This is a genomic window from Photorhabdus sp. RM322S (genome assembly GCF_042879395.1).
Lineage (GTDB): Bacteria > Pseudomonadota > Gammaproteobacteria > Enterobacterales > Enterobacteriaceae > Photorhabdus > Photorhabdus khanii.
This window is the reverse complement of sequence record NZ_JBHFKW010000021.1, coordinates 1-18,836: the sequence shown is the minus strand read 5'-3', so window position 1 is coordinate 18,836 and position 18,836 is coordinate 1. Positions and strand designations below refer to the sequence as shown.

The 18,836-nt window shown below is 46.6% G+C and carries 8 protein-coding genes and 2 pseudogenes; 9 read left to right on the top strand and 1 reads right to left on the bottom strand.

Going from position 1 to position 18,836, the window contains the following annotated elements; translation table 11 throughout:
- Nucleotides 1-10 precede the first annotated feature (10 nt).
- The 3 genes and pseudogenes from ACGF63_RS13585 (at nucleotide 11) to ACGF63_RS13575 (ending at nucleotide 3,360) form a co-directional block, all read left to right on the top strand.
- Nucleotides 11-1,282, top strand: coding sequence for a phenylacetate--CoA ligase family protein (locus ACGF63_RS13585; RefSeq protein WP_387631424.1), 1,272 nt, complete (start codon nucleotides 11-13; stop codon nucleotides 1,280-1,282).
- Complete coding sequence (locus ACGF63_RS13580) at nucleotides 1,279-2,202, top strand: GNAT family N-acetyltransferase (protein WP_036844619.1); 924 nt, start codon at nucleotides 1,279-1,281, stop codon at nucleotides 2,200-2,202. The genes ACGF63_RS13585 and ACGF63_RS13580 overlap by 4 nt, the downstream gene beginning before the upstream one ends.
- 274 nt (nucleotides 2,203-2,476) lie before the next feature.
- Nucleotides 2,477-3,360, top strand: a pseudogene (locus ACGF63_RS13575) (IS982 family transposase).
- A gap of 311 nt (nucleotides 3,361-3,671) precedes the next feature.
- Here ACGF63_RS13575 and ACGF63_RS13570 read toward each other — a convergent pair.
- The gene (locus ACGF63_RS13570) at nucleotides 3,672-4,634 is read right to left on the bottom strand and encodes an Rpn family recombination-promoting nuclease/putative transposase (protein ID WP_387631421.1); all 963 of its coding nucleotides are present in this window, start codon (nucleotides 4,632-4,634) and stop codon (nucleotides 3,672-3,674) included.
- A 254-nt stretch (nucleotides 4,635-4,888) separates the two neighbouring features.
- Between ACGF63_RS13570 and ACGF63_RS13565 the strand changes: the two are divergent.
- The 6 genes and pseudogenes from ACGF63_RS13565 to tccC form a co-directional block, all read left to right on the top strand.
- Nucleotides 4,889-4,984: pseudogene (locus ACGF63_RS13565) on the top strand (DUF6392 family protein); the annotation flags it as partial.
- Between the two features lie 128 nt (nucleotides 4,985-5,112).
- Nucleotides 5,113-5,649, top strand: a complete 537-nt coding sequence (gene abiEi / locus ACGF63_RS13560; protein ID WP_132354348.1) for a type IV toxin-antitoxin system AbiEi family antitoxin — start codon at nucleotides 5,113-5,115, stop codon at nucleotides 5,647-5,649.
- Entirely contained in the window at nucleotides 5,639-6,559 is a 921-nt protein-coding gene (locus tag ACGF63_RS13555) for a nucleotidyl transferase AbiEii/AbiGii toxin family protein (protein ID WP_387631417.1), read from the top strand. The genes abiEi and ACGF63_RS13555 overlap by 11 nt, the downstream gene beginning before the upstream one ends.
- Nucleotides 6,560-7,222: 663 nt before the next feature.
- On the top strand, nucleotides 7,223-10,123 hold the full coding sequence (gene tccA, locus ACGF63_RS13550; protein WP_387631414.1) for an insecticidal toxin complex protein TccA: 2,901 nt from the start codon (nucleotides 7,223-7,225) through the stop codon (nucleotides 10,121-10,123).
- Between the two features lie 98 nt (nucleotides 10,124-10,221).
- The gene (gene tccB / locus ACGF63_RS13545) at nucleotides 10,222-14,922 is read left to right on the top strand and encodes an insecticidal toxin complex protein TccB (RefSeq protein WP_152963764.1); all 4,701 of its coding nucleotides are present in this window, start codon (nucleotides 10,222-10,224) and stop codon (nucleotides 14,920-14,922) included.
- A 135-nt stretch (nucleotides 14,923-15,057) separates the two neighbouring features.
- Nucleotides 15,058-18,189: an insecticidal toxin complex protein TccC gene (gene tccC / locus ACGF63_RS13540; protein WP_387631411.1), complete on the top strand. Its 3,132-nt coding sequence runs from the start codon at nucleotides 15,058-15,060 to the stop codon at nucleotides 18,187-18,189.
- The last annotated feature ends 647 nt before the right edge of the window (nucleotides 18,190-18,836 follow it).

The following is an 18,836-nucleotide window of genomic DNA, read 5'->3' as shown; positions in this document are numbered from 1 at the left end:
TGAGTAAATCATGACATTATCATTACACGATTTGGTTGAATATGCCCGCAATCATGCTCCCTTCTTTAGGGATCTTTATTGTGATCTGCCCCGTTCTGGTTGGACGTTGACTGATCTACCATTAATCGATCCTGCTGACTACTGGCAGCAGTCGCAACCACTGGCAAACTGGCCGGTATTGACTGGTTCTATCAGTGGAGGTCATGTTTTCAAAACCGGTGGCTCTACCAGTGAGGGTAGGCTGTCGGTGTTCAGTTGCAATGAATGGCGTGCTTTTGTGCGCGCATTTGGTCAAGGGTTGGCACTGCAACTACAGCCTGGTGACCGTGTTGCCAATCTGTTTTTTGCCGGTGATCTGTATACCAGCCTGTTATTTATTCACGGTGCTTTGTCCTATTCACCGGTGCCGGTGGTAGAGTTTCCGTTTACTTGTTCAGTTGATGATCGGGCGTTGGCTGATGGGATTGTCAGCCTGGGGATTAATGTTCTCGCTGGGGTGCCGGCGCAACTGTTACGTTTTGCCAGTACCTTACAGCAGAGCGGCCAGACCATACCGGGTATTGAGCGCCTGTTGTACGGTGGTGAAAGCCTGTTTCCAGAGCAGTTGACACTACTGGGTCATGTATTCCCCAATGCACGCATTGGCTCAATTGGTTGTGCCAGTGTTGACGCCGGTCTCATTGGTGCGGCTTCTCCCGATTGTGGTCACGGTGAACATCGGGTTTTTGATACGGAGACGATTGTTGAAATCATTGATGAATCCAGTGGTCAGCCGATTACCGCGTCCGGACAAAACGGCATGTTGGTTGTTACCAACCTGCAACGGCGTCTGATGCCGGTTATCCGTTATCCTACTGGTGATCTGGCTTGTTGGTGTGAAGAATCTGGGCGGCCACGTCGCAAGTTCGCTTTGCAGGGGCGGGCGGGCAGTGCTCACCGGGTACGGGTTGCCACGTTATCCCTTTTTCCTGACCATATTGCTCATTTACTGCGACAGCAAGAGGGAATACTGGCCTGGCAGCTATTACTGAGCCGTCAGGATGGTATAGACAAGATAAAACTCTTGTTAGCCAGCGATTCGTCACCGATGCCACTTGCGACAGCAGTACATCAGGCGTTGCTGGTGGCACAACCCGCGATGGCAACGTTATGTTGTCAGGGATTGCTGTATGTGGAAGTCACTTACTGCGCCTTGGAAAATATGGTCACCCATCCACGTTCTGGTAAGTTGATGCGGGTGGTTGATAATCGTGGTTATAGTGCTGAAGAGAAGGCAGCATGAGCATGAATCCAGGAATACCATTAATTCGATTATTTCGGGAAGAAGATTCTACCGGTGTCAGTGCTTTGTTTCGGGCTGTTTACGGCGAAGATTATGTTTATCCGGAAGTCTATTTGCCAACCATGCTTGGTCGCTATAACGCGGCAAGACACTGGTATTCTGCCGTTGCGGTACAGGATGGGCAAGTGTTGGGACATGCAGCACTATGGCAGGATAAGCACTGTCCGTTAAGCGCTGAACTGGCGCTTATCGCGGTGCACCCACAGGCGCGTGGTCAGGGGATTGCTACTGCACTGGGGAGATACTTGTGTGATCAGGCTAGGGAAATGGGGTTAAGCATACTCACTATTAAGCAGGTATCGTCACATAATCACAGCCAGCGTCTGGCTCAAAACCTGGGCTTTCATACCACGGGGTTGTTGCCGGATTATGTTACATCACCCTTTGATCAGACACATCCGGAAAGCATCGTACTGGGTTGCTTGCCTCTACAAAGTTGGCCCTTTCCAGAGTTACACTGGCCTTCAGGTTGGCAAAATTGGCTGAATTCGGTGACTCAAGTGTTTGGTCAAGAGCCTTTACAACCGGAAGAACCGGTTGATGCCGATATCAGCATGACCAATCATGGACGCCGGTTGGAAGTGTGGGTGGAAAAGCAGACAACTGAGCGGGTAAAGGAGGTAGCGGAGTTACCGGCTCATAAACTGGTCTATGTGAAACTCCCGGTGGGGGAAGGCACACTCCAGGCTATGGAAATTTTGCAGCAAGCAGGATTTGTTTGTACGGGGTTTGTGCCCGGTCATCATCATCGTTGGGAAGCTTTACTGGTTCGGGGACATAGCAAAAAAGAATTGACCTTAAGCTGCCAGTTTGCTCACAATCTACACCAGCAAAGTATGTTTGCTTGTGCAGGAGGGTAACTCTTCCTGCACACACCATGACATTCAATGGGTGAGCAACGGCTCGTGAAGGGGATAAGGTTACCTGTGGCAAACATCCCGGTACTTATATCATTGTCGGTGGTGTATCCGATCTGCTGGAACAAGTGAAGTCAATTGCATTCTTACCCACATCAGAAGTCCGTTGGTAATCAACCTGAACTCTGCTTAAGAAAGGAAAGAAAAAAGGAACTAAGAGCCTGAGGCACGATCAAAGTTTTTGTATAGAAAACAAAATCGTGGAGATCCTCAGGCTATGATGACTTTAGAAGAACTTTACTGCTGCGTCGATGATTTTTGCCAAAAATTTATTCCGCTTTGGGAACAACAGCTCATCGAAAATAACCGGCTTAAACGCCATCGTGCAGCTTCCCTGTCACTGAGTGAAATCATGACGCTCCTCATTTTATTTCACATGAGCCACTATCGTCATTTCAACGCGTTTTATATTGAGCATGTGCAACAGTATCTTAAGGCTGATTTCCCCCACCTGGTCAGTTACAACCGAATAATAACCTTGAAGAAAAGAGCGATTATCCCGTTGTGCACTTTTCTTTCTTCACGCAAAGAAAAATCACAAGGCATTGCTTTTATCGACTCCACCAAAATCGCCGTTTGCCATCATCTTCGTATTCCCCGAAATAAGGTTTTTAAGGGGGTAGCACAACGGGGGAAAACCAGTATGGGGGGGTTTTATGGTTTTAAACTTCATTTGGTCATTAATGATTGTGGGGAGCTTTTGTCTGTCAAATTAACGCCGGGAAATACAGATGATCTCCATCCGGTTAAGGAGTTGTAAAAGAATTAACAGGACATCTGTATGGCGACAAAGGGTATTTATCACAAGCTTTAAGTGATGAACTGGAGGCAGAAGGGATAACACTTATCACAAGTGTTCGTCGCAATATGAAAGCCAAGTTTTTATCGCTTTGGGATAAGATTATGTTAAGAAAACGTTTTTTGATAGAGAGTGTGAATGACCAATTGAAAAATATTTCTCAGATAGAACATTCACGACATCGGAGTATAGTCGGCTTTTTGTTGGAGGTCGTATCGGGCTTAATTGCCTATACATTCCAACCGAAAAAACCGAGCTTAAATTTACGTGATTTTGAAATCGCTATCCTTAAGCAAAGCTGAGGTTAATTAACCTCAGTTCCACTTAAGAACAGAGATTTCAGAAGTACGTAGATTCAGACTCGATCTTATCTCTTGGAATGTAAATGTACCGCTTCTATGCGTTTCGTGCATTGACTCACGCATTTTTATGCCGATAGCGTATCAACAGTAAGTTCGTCGGATATGTGTTCAAGCTCACTCTGGCTCAGTCCGGTAATTTTCATCACCATTTCACGGTCGATACTCATACTTCGGTGACTGTTCTGACAGTCACCGTAAGATCCTCTTTTAACATGAATCGTTGAATGCTGATTAAGAACTCTCAGTACGAGTTAGTGGCGTATTTGCTCAAGTTCGTTCTGGCTAAGACCGGTGGTTTTCATTATCGTTTCACGGTCGATGCCAATATCCATCATCGCACTCGCGACTTTCAGGACCCCTTGTTTTTCGCCTTTATGCAATCCTTCCTGGAGTCCTTTATGCAATCCTTCCTGGAGTCCTTTATGCAATCCTTCTTGGAGTCCTTCCTTGCGTGCTTTCTGCTCCAGTTTCTGCGCTATTGTCATCAGTACCTCCTCATACCTCGGGGACTGTTCTGCCAGTCGCCGGATAAAACCCTCTGGATCGGCGGTATCTCCCACCTGTAATAAGTAGTTTAACATGCTTTTTAGCTGTTCATCCGTATAGTAATCATACGTCAGCAGCATAACCAGTTCTTGCAGTAACTCCGCCATATCACGCTGCCGGATATGCTTTTGCACCATTTCCAGTAGCGCAACCCGTTTATGCGTCAGAATCTTATCATCCGGGATTACCGTCACATCTACCAGTGGGAATGTACCGGAATAGATTTCCTTCGCCAGGGTCGGATCATCGAAGCAATCGAGCCAATTGGTACTCCACGGATACGGCTGTATTTTCCCGTGATAGAACAACACCGGAATGACCAGCGGCAACTTTTCATGTCCCTGTTCCAGATGCCGCTGCATTGCGGAAATACTGTATCGTATCAGCCGGAATGCCATCATCTTGTCCGGGGAACTTTGGTGCTCAATCACGCAATACACATAGCCGTCACCCCGCGCCGTTTTCAATGAATACAAAATATCAGAATAATGCGCACGCAGATTGTCTTCAATAAACGACCCTGATTCCAACCGCAGTGTATCCAGATCACAAACTGCCCGTAATGTCGCAGGCAAATGTATCTCCAAAAAGTCTCTGGCGGTATCAATATGACTTAAAAACTGTTTAAAAACAGCGTCATGTGGCGTTGGTGTATTTTTTCTCTTCATCGGTGAATGGTAGCATACTTTCTTTTATATTGAAGGAATATTAAGCAAAAAACCAAGCGGACTGAGATGTCTTGAATTTTCTTTGACAAAAATTTTGATCGTATCTCAGATACTTTAATTTCCTTCTTAAGCAAAGTTCAGGTTAATCAACAATAGATGGACGGTTATCTTTGAACGCCAATTCATTTGCGAGCAGTTTGGAAAGTTAAATCTCAGATGAGTTGGCTAAATCAAGAACGGAGGTGATATAAATAATGGCTATCAACGTTGAAGCCCTAATTAATAGCTTGGGGAAAACCTATCAGGAAATTTTTGATAAAGGATTGATCCCTTATAAAACCAAACCAGCTCCGTCTTCACCGATTTATGTTCACACATAATCCCTATTAAAGGGGTTTATGTGTATAGATATAATTGATACAATATATATCTATACACAAAACACCCATTAAAGAGGGTTTAATGTGGAGGTGGAGAATTGGATAAGGTCACTGCAATTAAAACATTAGACAAATTCAGTAAGATGGGTAAAAACATCTTTCTTTTGCAGGATTTGGAAGTCATCTTTGCTGATGAAACGTTACGAACATTGAAGAAATCCATCGACCGTCTTATCAAAGCGGGGTTATTGGTGCGCATCACCAAAGGGATTTATGCAAATGCTCGCGCGAGCTTGGGAGCGTATCCGCTGGAAAGTATTGCAATCAATATCAGGCGTGGAGAATACAACTACATCAGCCTTGAGTCTGCACTGTCCCAGTATGGAGTTATCTCGCAAATCCCTATCGATAGACTTACGATCATGTCAACAGGCAGATCAGGGGAGTTTGAAACGCCCTGGGGCGTCATTGAGATTACGCACACGAACAGGAGGCCAAGCGAAATTCTGAAAGGAACGCTGGAAAGCCGGGGGCCGATGCGTATCGCCAAAAAAGAAACAGCTCTTCGTGATTTAAGGCGAGTAGGCAGAAATACACATCTGATCCAACAGGAGGAATTGGAATATGTCGGATAAAGCGGATTTTAATATTATTGTCGATGAAATCGTTACTCAGGATGGGCTTGCCAACATCAGGCCCGTGGTTGAGAAAGAACTACTGCACTATGACATTTTATATTGCTTGGCTAAAGATGGCTTACTGAAGACCTTGACTTTTCAGGGGGGGACGTCGCTAAGGTTATGCTATGGCTTTAACCGGTTCAGTGAGGATTTAGACTTTGCTGGTGGCCGAAACTTTTGTTCGGCAGACTTGAACAGGATTAAAGAGAGCGTCGAAAAGTATCTGGGGGAACGTTACGGTCTTGAGGTTACGGTAAAGGAGCCCAACGAACTTAGAAAAGAACCTGAGTACGTTGATGTGAAAATCGATAAATGGCAAGTTTCCGTCATTACAGCACCAGAGCGGAAGGATTTGCCAAAACAGCGTATCAAGATTGAGATCGCAAACATTCCGGCGTATACCAAGAATCCGCGCCCATTAACACGCAATTACTCTGTTTTACCTGATGGCTACTCAGAAACAATCGTATCGGTGGAAGAGTTAACTGAGATCATGGCTGATAAGCTGGTTTCATTCCCCGCAACAACCAAACATATTTGCCATCGTGACATGTGGGATTTGGTCTGGTTGAAACAGCAGGGGGTTGCTCCTGATGTCAGCCTGATTGAACGCAAGCTGTCGGATTATCATTTAACTGAATTTGCTGATCTGCTCCAGGCACGACTGGACTCTATTCAAGCGCTCATCGTCTCAGGCACATTCCAGGAAGAAATGAAACGCTTTATCCCTGTGCCAGTTTACAGCAGGACTATAGGGAAGGCTGATTTCATGCGCTACCTTGAAAACACACTGAAAGAACTACTCATTACAGTGCAAAAAGGGTTGTATGCAAAAGAAAACAACGATGCTCCTTTTAAGATGTAAGGATTAATTTTGGCATCACTATTAGCTCGATGTGTTCGTAATAGCGTTTACGGGCAACCGTAGTTGTCGTTAACGTGCTGGCCCTTCGCATAACAGGATTCACCACACGCATCAACTATCACAGCCCCCTTAAGACGACGAAATTTTGGGCATAAAAAGGCCAGTTACAGCTCTGGCTGAGCCTGTAATTTGATTTATTCACTTCTCATTACTCTTCAATAGAATATATTGTTTAAAAAAATAATGAAAACACACCAGGAATATTCATCACATTGATATAAAAGACGATTCTCCTGCCATTATCTCAGTCATGTATTAATATTCCAGGACACTGGGTATTACCTTATTAAAAGTGCGTTCTTACAAACTATTATTAATGATTTTGTAAGTTAATCATTAATATAAGTAAATGCTTACTCTAAATAATTATATAAAGGTAAAGTTATTTTATTGTTTGTATTTTATTTTTTAATGTAAGCAAGTTTTGTGATTTATTATATTTTTCCTCACACATTGTCGCTGCATATGACGTCTTTGGAAGGCCAGACGACCTGATGTCCTAATGTGTGTGTTTAATCTGGTACCTCTCTTGAACATAGCGATAGTGATTTTTTGCACGAAAGAACCTGTTGTCTCATGATAAATCTCAACTCAGGAGTTCGTATGAATCAACTCGCCAGCCCCCTGATTTCCCGTACCGAAGAGATCCACAACCTGCCCGGTAAATTGACCGAACTTGGTTATGCTTCAGTGTTTGATGTGGTACGTATACCGCGTGAGCGTTTTATTCGTGAGCATCGTGCTGATCTCGGGCGCAATGCTGAGAAAATGTATGACCTGGCGGTGGGTTATGCTCATCAGGTACTGCACCATTTTCGTCGCAATTCTCTTAGCCAGGCTGTTCAAGTTAGCCTGAGAAGTCCGTTCTCTGTAGCGGGGCCAGATTATGCCAATCAGTTTCTGGATGCAGATACCGGTTGGAAAGATAAAGCGCCAAGTGGTTCACCGGAAGCGAACGATGCGCCGGTGGCCTATCTGACTCATATCTATCAACTGGCCCTTGAACAGGAAAAGAATGGTGCCAGCGCCATTATGAATACGTTGGCGGAGCGTCGCCCAGATCTGGGAGCTTTGTTAATTAATGATAAGGCAATCAATGAGGTAATACCGCAATTGCAACTGGTCAATGAAATCTTGTCCAAGGCCATCCAGAAAAAACTGAGTCTGACTGATCTGGCAGCGGTAAATGCTAAACTCTCCACCACCCGTTACCCGAATAATTTGCCGTATCATTACGGTCATCAGCAGATTCAAACTGCCCAATCGGTATTAAACACGACTTTGCAAGATATTACCCTGCCTCAGACTTTGGATCTGCCGCAAAATTTCTGGGCAACGGCAAAAGGAAAATTGAGCGACGCGGCCGCTGGCGCGTTGACCCGATTGCAAATAATGGCGAGCCAGCTTTCGCCGGAACAGCAGAAAATCATTACTGAAACCGTTGGACAGGATTTCTATCAGCTTAATTATGGTGATAGTTCGCTTACCGCGGACAGTTTCAGCGATATGACCATACTGACCAGCCGAACTAATCTGACTGTACCCCAAGTGGAGCTGATGTTGTGCTCAACCGTCGGGGGTTCTACGGTTATTAAGTCTGATAATGTCGCCGCGGGTGACACTACCGCGACGCCATTTGTATACGGCGCCCGTTTTATTCATGCCGGCAAGCCGGAGGCTATTACCCTTAGTCGTAGTGGAAAAGAGGCTCATTTTGCTTTGACGGTTAACAATCTGGCAGATGATAAGTTAAACCGCATCAATCGTATGGTTCGTCTGCAAAAGTGGTTGAATCTGCCCTATGAGGATGTTGACCTGTTGGTGACTTCAGCTATGGATGCTGAAGGAGAGACGAATACTGCCTTGCTGATGAACGACAACACCTTGCGTATGTTAGGTGTGTTCAAACATTATCAGGCGCAGTACGGTGTCACCGCTAAACAGTTTGCTGGCTGGTTGCGCGTGGTGACGCCGTTTGCTATTACGCCAGCAACGTCGTTTTTAGACCAGGTGTTTAATGCTGCCGGTACCTTTGATACATCATTTGTAGTAGATAATCAGGATTTTGTTTATACATCGACCACGGGTGGTGATGGAGCGCGTGTCAAACATATCAGCACTGCACTGGGCCTCAATCACCGTCAGTTCCTGCTGTTGGCTGATAATATTGCTCGTCAACAGGGAAATATCACGCTAAGTACCCTGAACTGTAATCTATTTGTCGTGTCGGCGTTCTATCGCCTGGCTAATCTGGCGCGTACATTGGGGATAGATCCGGAGGCTTTCTGTGCTTTGGCTGACCGATTGGATGCTGGGACAGGGGTAGTTTGGCAGCAACTGGCAGGAAAACCGGCGATCACAGGACCGAAAAAAGATTCTCCTTTGGCGGCGGATATTTTGAGTTTGCTACAAGCATTAAGCGCTATCGTTCAATGGCAACAGCAGCACAATTTATCGGTTGAAACTCTGCTTTTATTGTTGAGTGATAATTCCACTTTCCCCGCGCAAGGCACTGACGATCAGTTGAATTTTATCCGTCAGGTGTGGCAGAACTTGGGCAGTACGTTTGTGGATGCAACATTGTTATCCCGCAGTGGCGCGCCATTAGTCGATACCAGTGGTCACGCCATTGACTGGTTTACTCTGCTCTCGGCAGGTCATAGCCCGCTTATCGATAAGGTGGGGCTGGTGACTAATGCAGGCATAGAAAGTGTCATAGCAACTGTGGTCAATACACAAAATCTGTCTGATGCAGATAAGAAGCTGGCAATCACTACTCTGACTAATACGCTGAATCAGGCGCAGCAAACTCAGCAAGGGGTTGCTGTCAGTCTATTGGCGCAGACGCTGAACGTGAGTCAGTCCCTGCCTGCATTGTTGCTGCGTTGGAGTGGACAAACAACCTATCAGTGGCTCAGTGCGACTTGGGCATTGAAGGATACCGTCAAAATAGCCGCCGATATTCCGGCCAACTATCTGCATCAATTACGTGAAGTGGCGCGCCGTTCCTTGTTAACCCAACAATTCACTTTGAGTCCCGTAATGGTACAGACCCTGCTGGATAATCCGGCCTATTTTGGGATTGCCGCAGAAACGGTGACAAATATCAGTTTGTGGACGCTTTATACCCTGAGTCGTTACGGCGATTTGCTACTCCAGGTGGGTAAAGCTGGTGGTACTGAAAATGATGTACTGGCCTATTTGCGTTCGGCCAATGCTGCCACGCCGTTGAGCCAATCTGATGCTGCACAGACGCTGGCAACGCTGTTGGGCTGGGAGGCTAACGAACTGCAAGCCGCTTGGGCGGTATTGGGTGGGATTGCCAAAACCACACCGCAACTGGATACGCTTCTGCGTCTGCAACAGGCACAGAATCAAACCGGTTTGGGTGTTACGCAGCAACAGCAAGGCTATGTCCTGAACCGTGACAGTGATTATGCCCTTTGGCAAAGCACCGGTCAGGCGCTGGTCGCTGGCGTATCTCATGTCAAGGGCAGTCATTGAATATGGCAGAAACTCACCACTTGAATGGGTGAGGCTGATTTTTCCGTATGGCTCAATGGGGCCGCTTCTAAACCGCCATTTAAGTAAGGCAGGTAATTATGTTATCAACAATGGAAAAGCAACTGAATGAATCCCAGCGTGATGCGTTGGTGACTGGCTATATGAATTTTGTGGCGCCGACGTTGAAAGGCGTCAGTGGTCAGCCAGTGACGGTGGAAGACTTGTACGAATATTTGCTAATTGACCCGGAAGTGGCTGATGAGGTTGAGACGAGTCGGGTAGCACAAGCGATTGCCAGCATACAGCAATATATGACTCGTTTGGTTAACGGTTCTGAGCCGGGGCGTCAAGCGATGGAACCCTCTACCGCGAACGAATGGCGTGACAATGATAATCAGTATGCTATCTGGGCTGCTGGTGCTGAGGTGCGAAATTACGCTGAAAACTACATTTCACCCATCACCCGGCAGGAAAAAAGCCATTATTTCTCGAAGCTGGAAACCACTTTAAACCAGAATCGACTCGATCCGGATCGTGTGCAGGATGCTGTTTTGGCGTATCTCAATGAGTTTGAGGCAGTGAGTAATCTGTATGTGCTCAGTGGTTATATTAATCAGGATAAATTTGACCAAGCCATCTATTACTTTATTGGTCGCACTACCACTAAACCGTATCGCTACTACTGGCGCCAGATGGATTTGAGTAAAAACCGTCAAGATCCGGCAGGGAATCCGGTGACACCAAATTGCTGGAATGATTGGCAGGAAATCACTTTGCCGTTGGCCGGTGATACGGTGTTGGAGCACACGGTTCGCCCGGTGTTTTATAACGACCGGCTGTATGTGGCTTGGGTTGAGCGTGACCCAGCGGTACAGAAAGACGCTAATGGCAAAGATATCGATAAGACACATGCCTATAGCATAAAGTTTGGTTATAAACGTTATGATGATACTTGGACGGCACCAAATACTACTACGCTGATGACGCGACAAAACGGAGATGATGATCAGGATATATCGCGCACCAGTTTGCTGATTAATGAAAATGGCATCACACTACGGGATATAAATTTACTGGCGACCACCGATTTTAGTATTGATCCGACGGAAGAGACTGACAGCAATCCGTATGGTCGCCTGATGTTGGGTGTGTTTGTGCGTCATTTTGAAGGCGATGGGGTCAATAAGAAAAATAAACCTGCTGTTTATGGTTATCTTTATTGTGACTCAGCTTTCAATCGCCATATTCTCAAGCCGTTGAGTAAGAACTTTTTGTTCAGTACCTATCGTGATGAAACGGATGATCAGAATTGTCTGCAATTTGCGGTGTACGATAAAAAGTATGTGATTACTAAGGTTATTTCAGGCAAACCAACAGAAGATCTTGAAAGCACGGGTTGGGTAGGTAAAGTTGATGACTTGAAGCAGGGCACTACCGGGGCCTATGTATATATCGATCAAGATGGCCTGACTCTCCATATCCAAACCACGACCAATGGGGATTTTGTTAATCGCCATACGTTTGGGTATAACGATATTGTGTACGATTCTAAATCTGGTTATGGTTTTTCATGGTCAGGGGATGAAGGTTTTCATCTGGATTACCATGATGGAAATTATTACACCTTTCATAATGCAGCAATCAACTATTATCCCTCTGGATATGGTGGCGGATCTATCCCTAATGGAACGTGGGATATAAATCAGCCGGTTAATGATGCATGGAATACTGTATTTTTGCTTTATGGGCACCATTCTGTCTCTGTGGCGGGAAGTTATATAGCTTGGGCAGGAGATACGCCAGCCAGTTATTACTTGCCTATTCCAGATGGTACACGTTTGGGAGATTGGTCTGGTGCAATAAATTACGCTATCAGTATTGATACACTTGAATCTGCATTTATGTCTCCTGATTGGCCGACACTAACCAGTATCAAAAACTTCAAGAAAATCGCCGATAACCGCAAATTCTCTCAGGAAATCAATGTTGATACTGCGGATGACCGCAACCTGTTCAGACATTATGGTAGCGAAACTTTCGAACTCGCCAGCGGCGCAACTTACTCTACGACCCATACCTTGTCCGAAGCGGATTTTTCCACCGATCCAAATAAAAACTACTTACAGGTTTGTTTGAACGTTGTTTGGAATCATTATGACTACTCATCAGGAAACAAAGGGGCTTATTCTTGGGTGAGCAAGTGGTTTAATGTGTATATCGCGTTGCAGGATAGCAAGGCACCGGATGCTATCCCACGATTGGTTTCTCGTTACGATAGCAAACGCGGTCTGGTGCAATATCTGGATTTCTGGACATCATCATTACCTGCGAAGACCCGCCTTAATACTACCTTTGTGCGTACCTTGATTGAGAAGGCTAATCTGGGGCTGGATAGCTTGCTGGATTACACCTTGCAAGCGGATCCTTCTCTGGAGGCAGATCTGGTCACCAACGGCAAGAGTGAACCAATGGATTTTAACGGTTCAAACGGTCTCTATTTTTGGGAACTGTTTTTCCACCTGCCGTTTATGGTCGCTACACGCTTCGCCAGTGAACAGCAATTTTCACCGGCACAAAAATCTCTGCATTATATCTTTGACCCGGCGATGAAAAACAAACCGCAACATGCTCCGGCTTACTGGAATGTGCGTCCGCTGGTTGAAGGACATAGCGATCTGTCACGCCATTTAGGCGATCCTATCGATCCCGATACTCAAGCCTATGCCCATCCGGTGATATATCAGAAAGCGGTGTTTATCGCCTATGTCAGCAACCTGATTGCTCAGGGAGATATGTGGTATCGCCAATTGACCCGTGATGGTCTGACTCAGGCCCGTGTTTACTACAATCTGGCTGCTGAATTGCTGGGGCCTCGTCCAGATGTGTCGTTGAGCAGTATCTGGATACCGCAAGCCCTTGATACCTTAGCCGCCGGGCAAAAAATGGCTTTACGTGACTTCGAACATCAACTGGGTAACAGTAATGTTGCTTTACCTGCATTGCCGGGCCGCAATGTCAGCCATTTGAAACTGGCAGATAATGGTTACTTTAATGAACCGCTTAATGTCCTGATGTTGTCCCACTGGGATACGTTGGATGCACGGTTATATAATTTGCGTCATAACCTAACCGTTGATGGCAAACCACTTTCCCTGCCGTTGTATGCTGCGCCTGCTGATCCGGTAGCGCTGCTGGCTCAGCGCGCTCAGTCGGGTACCTTGACCGGTGGTGTCAGCGGGGCAATGTTGACGGTGCCGCCGTACCGTTTCAGCGCTATGTTGCCACGTGCTTACAGCGCAGTCGGTACGCTGACCGGTTTTGGTCAGAACCTGCTTAGTCTGTTGGAACGCAGCGAACGCGCTGGTCAGGAAGAGTTGGCGCAACAGCAATTGTTGGATATGTCCAGCTATGCCATCACATTGCAACAACAGGCGTTGGACGGATTGGCGGCAGATCGTCTGGCACTGCAAGCCAGTCAGGCAACGGCGCAACAACGTCATGACCATTATTACACCTTGTATCAAAACAACATCTCCAGTGCGGAACAACTGGTGATGGACACCCAAACCTCGGCACAGGCCCTGATTTCCGCTTCCACTGGTGTACAGACTGCCAGTGGGGCGTTGAAAGTGATTCCAAATATCTTCGGTCTGGCTGATGGCGGTTCGCGTTATGAAGGGGTGACTGAGGCGATTGCTATCGGGTTGATGGCTTCCGGTCAGGCCACCAGCGTGGTGGCTGATCGTCTGGCGACCACTGAGAACTACCGCCGTCGCCGTGAAGAGTGGCAAATCCAGTATCAGCAAGCGCAGTCTGAAGTGGAGGCATTGACCAAACAACTGGATGCGCTGGCGGTGCGCGAAAAAGCAGCTCAGACTTCTCTGCAACAGGCGAAGGCGCAGCAGGTACAAATTCGGACCATGCTGACTTACTTAACTACTCGTTTCACCCAGGCGACTCTGTACCAGTGGCTGTGTGGTCAATTATCCGCGTTGTACTATCAAGCGTACGACGCGGTGGTCTCTCTGTGTTTGTCCGCCCAGGCTTGTTGGCAGTATGAATTGGGTGATTACGTCACCACTTTTATCCAGACCGGAACCTGGAATGACCATTATCGTGGTTTGCAAGTGGGTGAGACACTGCAACTCAACCTGCATCAGATGGAAGCGGCATATTTGGCTCGTCATGAGCGCCGTCTTAATGTGATCCGTACTGTGTCGCTCAGGGCTCTATTGGGTGATGATGGTTTCAATAAGTTAAAAACCGAAGGCAAAGTCGATTTTGCATTGAGTGAAAAGCTGTTCGACAACGACTATCCGGGGCACTATTTGCGCCAGATTAAAACGGTGTCCGTGACATTGCCGACTTTGATCGGGCCGTATCAAAATGTGAAGGCGACGCTTACCCAAACCAGTAGCAGTACGTTGCTCACTGCGGATATTCATGGTGTTAAGTACCTCAATAATCCAGATACAGAAGGTGATGCAACTCATATTGTCACCAACCTGCGCGCTAGCCAGCAGGTAGCACTCTCTTCTGGCTTGAATGATGCCGGTAGTTTTGAACTGCGTCTGGAAGATGAGCGTTATCTGTCGTTTGAGGGGACCGGAGCGGTTTCCAAATGGACACTCAACTTCCCGCGCGCTGTGGATGAGCATATTGATGGCAATACACTGAAGGCGGATGACATGCAGTCGTCACTGTTGGCTAATATGGACGATGTACTGGTGCAGGTGCACTACACGGCTTGCGACGGTGGAGCCAGCTTTGCGGGGCAGGTCAAGAAAACACTGGTTTAAATCAATTTTTAACTAATACCTCCCACTCTGGTATGCCAGGGTGGGAGAGCGTCTGTCATACCTGAAATCAATTTTGCGATCTTTCTCCATTTCATTGGAAGGGAAGCTTTGAAACAAAATAAAAGGAATATGATTATGAGTACGTCTGATACTACTCTTTATACCCAAACCCCAACAGTCAGCGTGTTGGATAATCGCGGTCTGTCCATTCGTGATATCGGTTTTCACCGTACTGTGGTCAGTGGTGATACTGACACCCGTATCACTCGTCACCAATATGATAACCGCGGACACCTGAACCACAGTATTGACCCACGCTTATATGATGCAAAACAGGCCAATGACTCGGTGAAACCTAATTTTATCTGGCAGCATGATCTGGCTGGTAATGCCTTGCGGACAGAGAGTGCCGATGCTGGTCGCACCATCTCATTAAATGATGTTGAAGGCCGTCTGGTCATGACTGTTAATGCAACAGGTGTTCGTCAGACTCGTCTCTATGAAAGCAACACTTTGCCCGGTCGTCTGTTGTCTGTTAGCGAACGGGTTTCCGATGAAGATACTCCTCATGTAACAGAGCGCTTTATCTGGGCTGAGAATACAACTGCGGAGAAAGACTATAACCTCTCCGGTCAATGTATACGCCACTACGACATGGCGGGAGTTACCCGGCTGGAAAGTCAGTCACTGGCAGGCGCCATTTTATCCCAATCTCACCAATTGCTGGCCGAAGGGCAGGAAGCGAACTGGATCGGTGACGATGAAGCTGTCTGGCAGAGTATGTTGGCAAGTGAAGTTTATACGACGCAAAGTACAACCAATGCCATTGGCGCTTTACTCACTCAAACCGATGCGAAAGGAAATATTCAACGTCTGGCTTATGACATTTCTGGTCAGTTAAAAGGTAGCTGGTTGACGGTGAAAGGCCAGAGTGAGCAGATTATTGTTAAATCCTTAACCTGGTCAGCCGCAGGTCATAAGTTGCGTGAAGAGCATGGTAATGGTGTGATTACGCAGTACAGCTATGAACCAGAAACTCAACGTCTGATAGGTATCACCACCCGACGTGCAGATAACAGAAAATCAACAGCCAAAGTGTTGCAGGATCTGCGTTATGAGTATGATCCGGTGGGGAATGTCATCAGTATCCATAGTGATGCGGAAGCCACTCGCTTTTGGCGTAATCAGACCGTGGTGCCGGAGAACCGCTATGTTTATGATTCCCTGTATCAGCTTATTAGTGCGACAGGGCGTGAAATGGCGAATATCGGCCAGCAAAGCAGCAAACTTCCCTTACCAGCCATGCCTGCTCCTACCGACGACAGCACCTATACCAATTACCTTCGTACCTATACTTATGACCGTGGGGGTAATTTGGTTAAAATCCGACACAGTTCACCCGCGACTCAAAATAATTACACCACAGACATGATAGTTTCAAATCGCAGCAACCGGGCGGTATTGAGTACATTAACGACAGATCCAACCCAGGTGGATGCGCTATTTGATTCCGGTGGTCATCAGAAAACATTAATGCCAGGGCAAAACCTGGATTGGAATATCCGAGGGGAATTGCAACAGGTAACGCCAGTGAGCCGTGAAGATGCTAGTGATCGGGAATGGTATCGTTATGGCAGTGATGGAATGCGATTGCTAAAAGTGAGTGAACAGCAGACCGGTAACAGTACCCAAGTACAACGGGTGACTTATCTGCCGGGATTGGAACTACGCACAACCCAGGTTGCAGATAAAACAACTAAAAGTTTGCAGGTGATTACGGTAGGTGAGGCTGGTCGCGCGCAGGTAAGGGTATTGCACTGGGAAAACGGTAAGCCAGCAGATATCAACAACAATCAGGTGCGTTACAGCTACGATAATCTTCTTGGCTCCAGCCAGCTTGAACTGGATAGCGAAGGGCAGATTCTCAGTCAGGAAGAGTATTATCCGTATGGTGGCACGGCGGTATGGGCGGCGAAAAACCAGACAGAAGCCAGTTACAAATTTATTCGTTACTCCGGTAAAGAGCGGGATGCTACTGGGCTGTATTATTACGGCTATCGGTATTACCAGCCGTGGGTGGGGCGGTGGTTGAATACGGATCCGGCGGGAACCGTAGATGGATTGAATCTGTATCGGATGGTAAGGAATAACCCAATTACATTGACTGACCACGATGGATTAGCGCCTTCTCCGAACCGAAACCGAAATACATTTTGGTTTGCTTCATTTCTGTTTCGTAAACCGGATGAGGGGATGTCTGCGTCAATGAGGCGGGGGCAAAAAATTGGCAGAGCCATTGCCGGAGGGATTGCGATTGGCGGTCTTGCAGCCACCATTGCCGGTACCGCTGGAGCAGCTATTCCCGTCATTCTGGGGGTTGCGGCCATAGGGGCAGGGATCGGGGCGTTGATGGGATATAACGTGGGTAGCCTGCTGGAAAAAGGCGGGGCATTACTTGCTCGACTTGTACAGGGAAAATCGACGTTAGTGCAGGCGGCCGCTGGCGCTGCTGCCGGGGCGGGTTCAGCCGCGGCTTATGGTGCGCGAGCACAGGGTGTTGGTGTTGCATCCGTAGCCGGGGCGGCTACCGGAGCTATAGGATCATTAATCAATAATGCTGACCGTGGAATAGGTGGCGCTATTGGGGCCGGGAGTGCGGTAGGCACCATTGATACCATGCTGGGCACTTCCTCCACCCTTACACATGAAATATCGGCAGCGGCGGGAGGTGCGGCTGGTGGGATGATCACCGGTACACAAGGGAGCACTAGGGCAGGAATTCATGCCGGTATTGGAACGTATTACGGCTCTTGGATTGGTTTTGGTTTAGATGTTGCCAGTAACCCAGCCGGACATTTAGCGAATTATGCCGTGGGTGCTGCTGCGGGTCTGGGCGCCGAAATGGCAGTCAACCGAATAATTGGGGGTGGATTTTTGAGTAGGCTCTTAGGGCGGGCTATTAGCCCACATGTAGCCGGTTTAGCCAGACAATTAGTGCATTTTGCTGTAGCCAGACCTGTCTTTGAGCCTATATTTAGTGCTCTCGGTGGGCTTGCGGGTGGCATTGGAACTGGCCTGCACAGAACAATGGGAAGAGACAGTTGGATTTCCAGAGGGCTAAGTGCTATCGGCAGTGGTATAGATAACGTTGCCGGTATGATTGGTAATCAGATCAGAGGCAGGGTCTTGACCACAACCGGGATTGCCAATGCGATAGACTATGGAACCAGTATTGTTGGCGCTGCGCGACGAGCTATCTCTTTGTAGCAAACATCGCTGGATATCTTCGCCCAATACTGGGCGGAGATATCAGGGCGGGGAGCAGTTATCGCACTGATATAATTAAAAGTACTCATCATCAAAATCACTTTTTTATGGAGTATAGTGATCTGATCGTTTTAATAATGAAGAATTTCATAAAAAGTCAGATACTGATCTGAGGTATAAAAAGAGGTATGATTTAAATAAAATCGTAGAAAAGCAATGCTATTGGACGGATTAAAATAGTGTAAAACAAGTTTAAGCGGGCGTATTTAATGTATCGCGGTATTACATAATATAATGATGCTGCAAGTAACCCGGTTCGTATTTAGTTAAATCATTTATTTGTGGGTTTTGTTATTCCGATTTTTCATGAGTAATTATTTAACTGGTTTATAAAAAATTTTATTCTCCAGTTAAAAATGTTATTAAAATCGGTTAATGTTTTTTGATTAACCGGTTATGTATACATTAATAAAACCAATTCTTTTTCCCTGATGGTTTTATGATGGGTAGGTTTTAAACTGTTATTAAAAGCCATTTTTTAGCCTCTGGTTTTAATCAGTAAAATCAGGTTTTAACCGTTGTTATTACTACTTTTAACACCTGATTTTTATTAAGTTTAATTATCATGGTATATTGTGTTTTTACGT

Excerpts from the sequence above, each read along its gene's own strand:
- tccB (WP_152963764.1), top strand. The coding sequence starts at position 10,222 with ATGTTATCAACAATGGAAAAGCAACTGAATGAATCCCAGCGTGATGCG.
- ACGF63_RS13585 (WP_387631424.1), top strand. The coding sequence starts at position 11 with ATGACATTATCATTACACGATTTGGTTGAATATGCCCGCAATCATGCT.
- tccA (WP_387631414.1), top strand. The coding sequence starts at position 7,223 with ATGAATCAACTCGCCAGCCCCCTGATTTCCCGTACCGAAGAGATCCAC.
- tccC (WP_387631411.1), top strand. The coding sequence starts at position 15,058 with ATGAGTACGTCTGATACTACTCTTTATACCCAAACCCCAACAGTCAGC.
- ACGF63_RS13555 (WP_387631417.1), top strand. The coding sequence starts at position 5,639 with ATGTCGGATAAAGCGGATTTTAATATTATTGTCGATGAAATCGTTACT.
- ACGF63_RS13570 (WP_387631421.1), bottom strand. The coding sequence starts at position 4,634 with ATGAAGAGAAAAAATACACCAACGCCACATGACGCTGTTTTTAAACAG.
- ACGF63_RS13580 (WP_036844619.1), top strand. The coding sequence starts at position 1,279 with ATGAGCATGAATCCAGGAATACCATTAATTCGATTATTTCGGGAAGAA.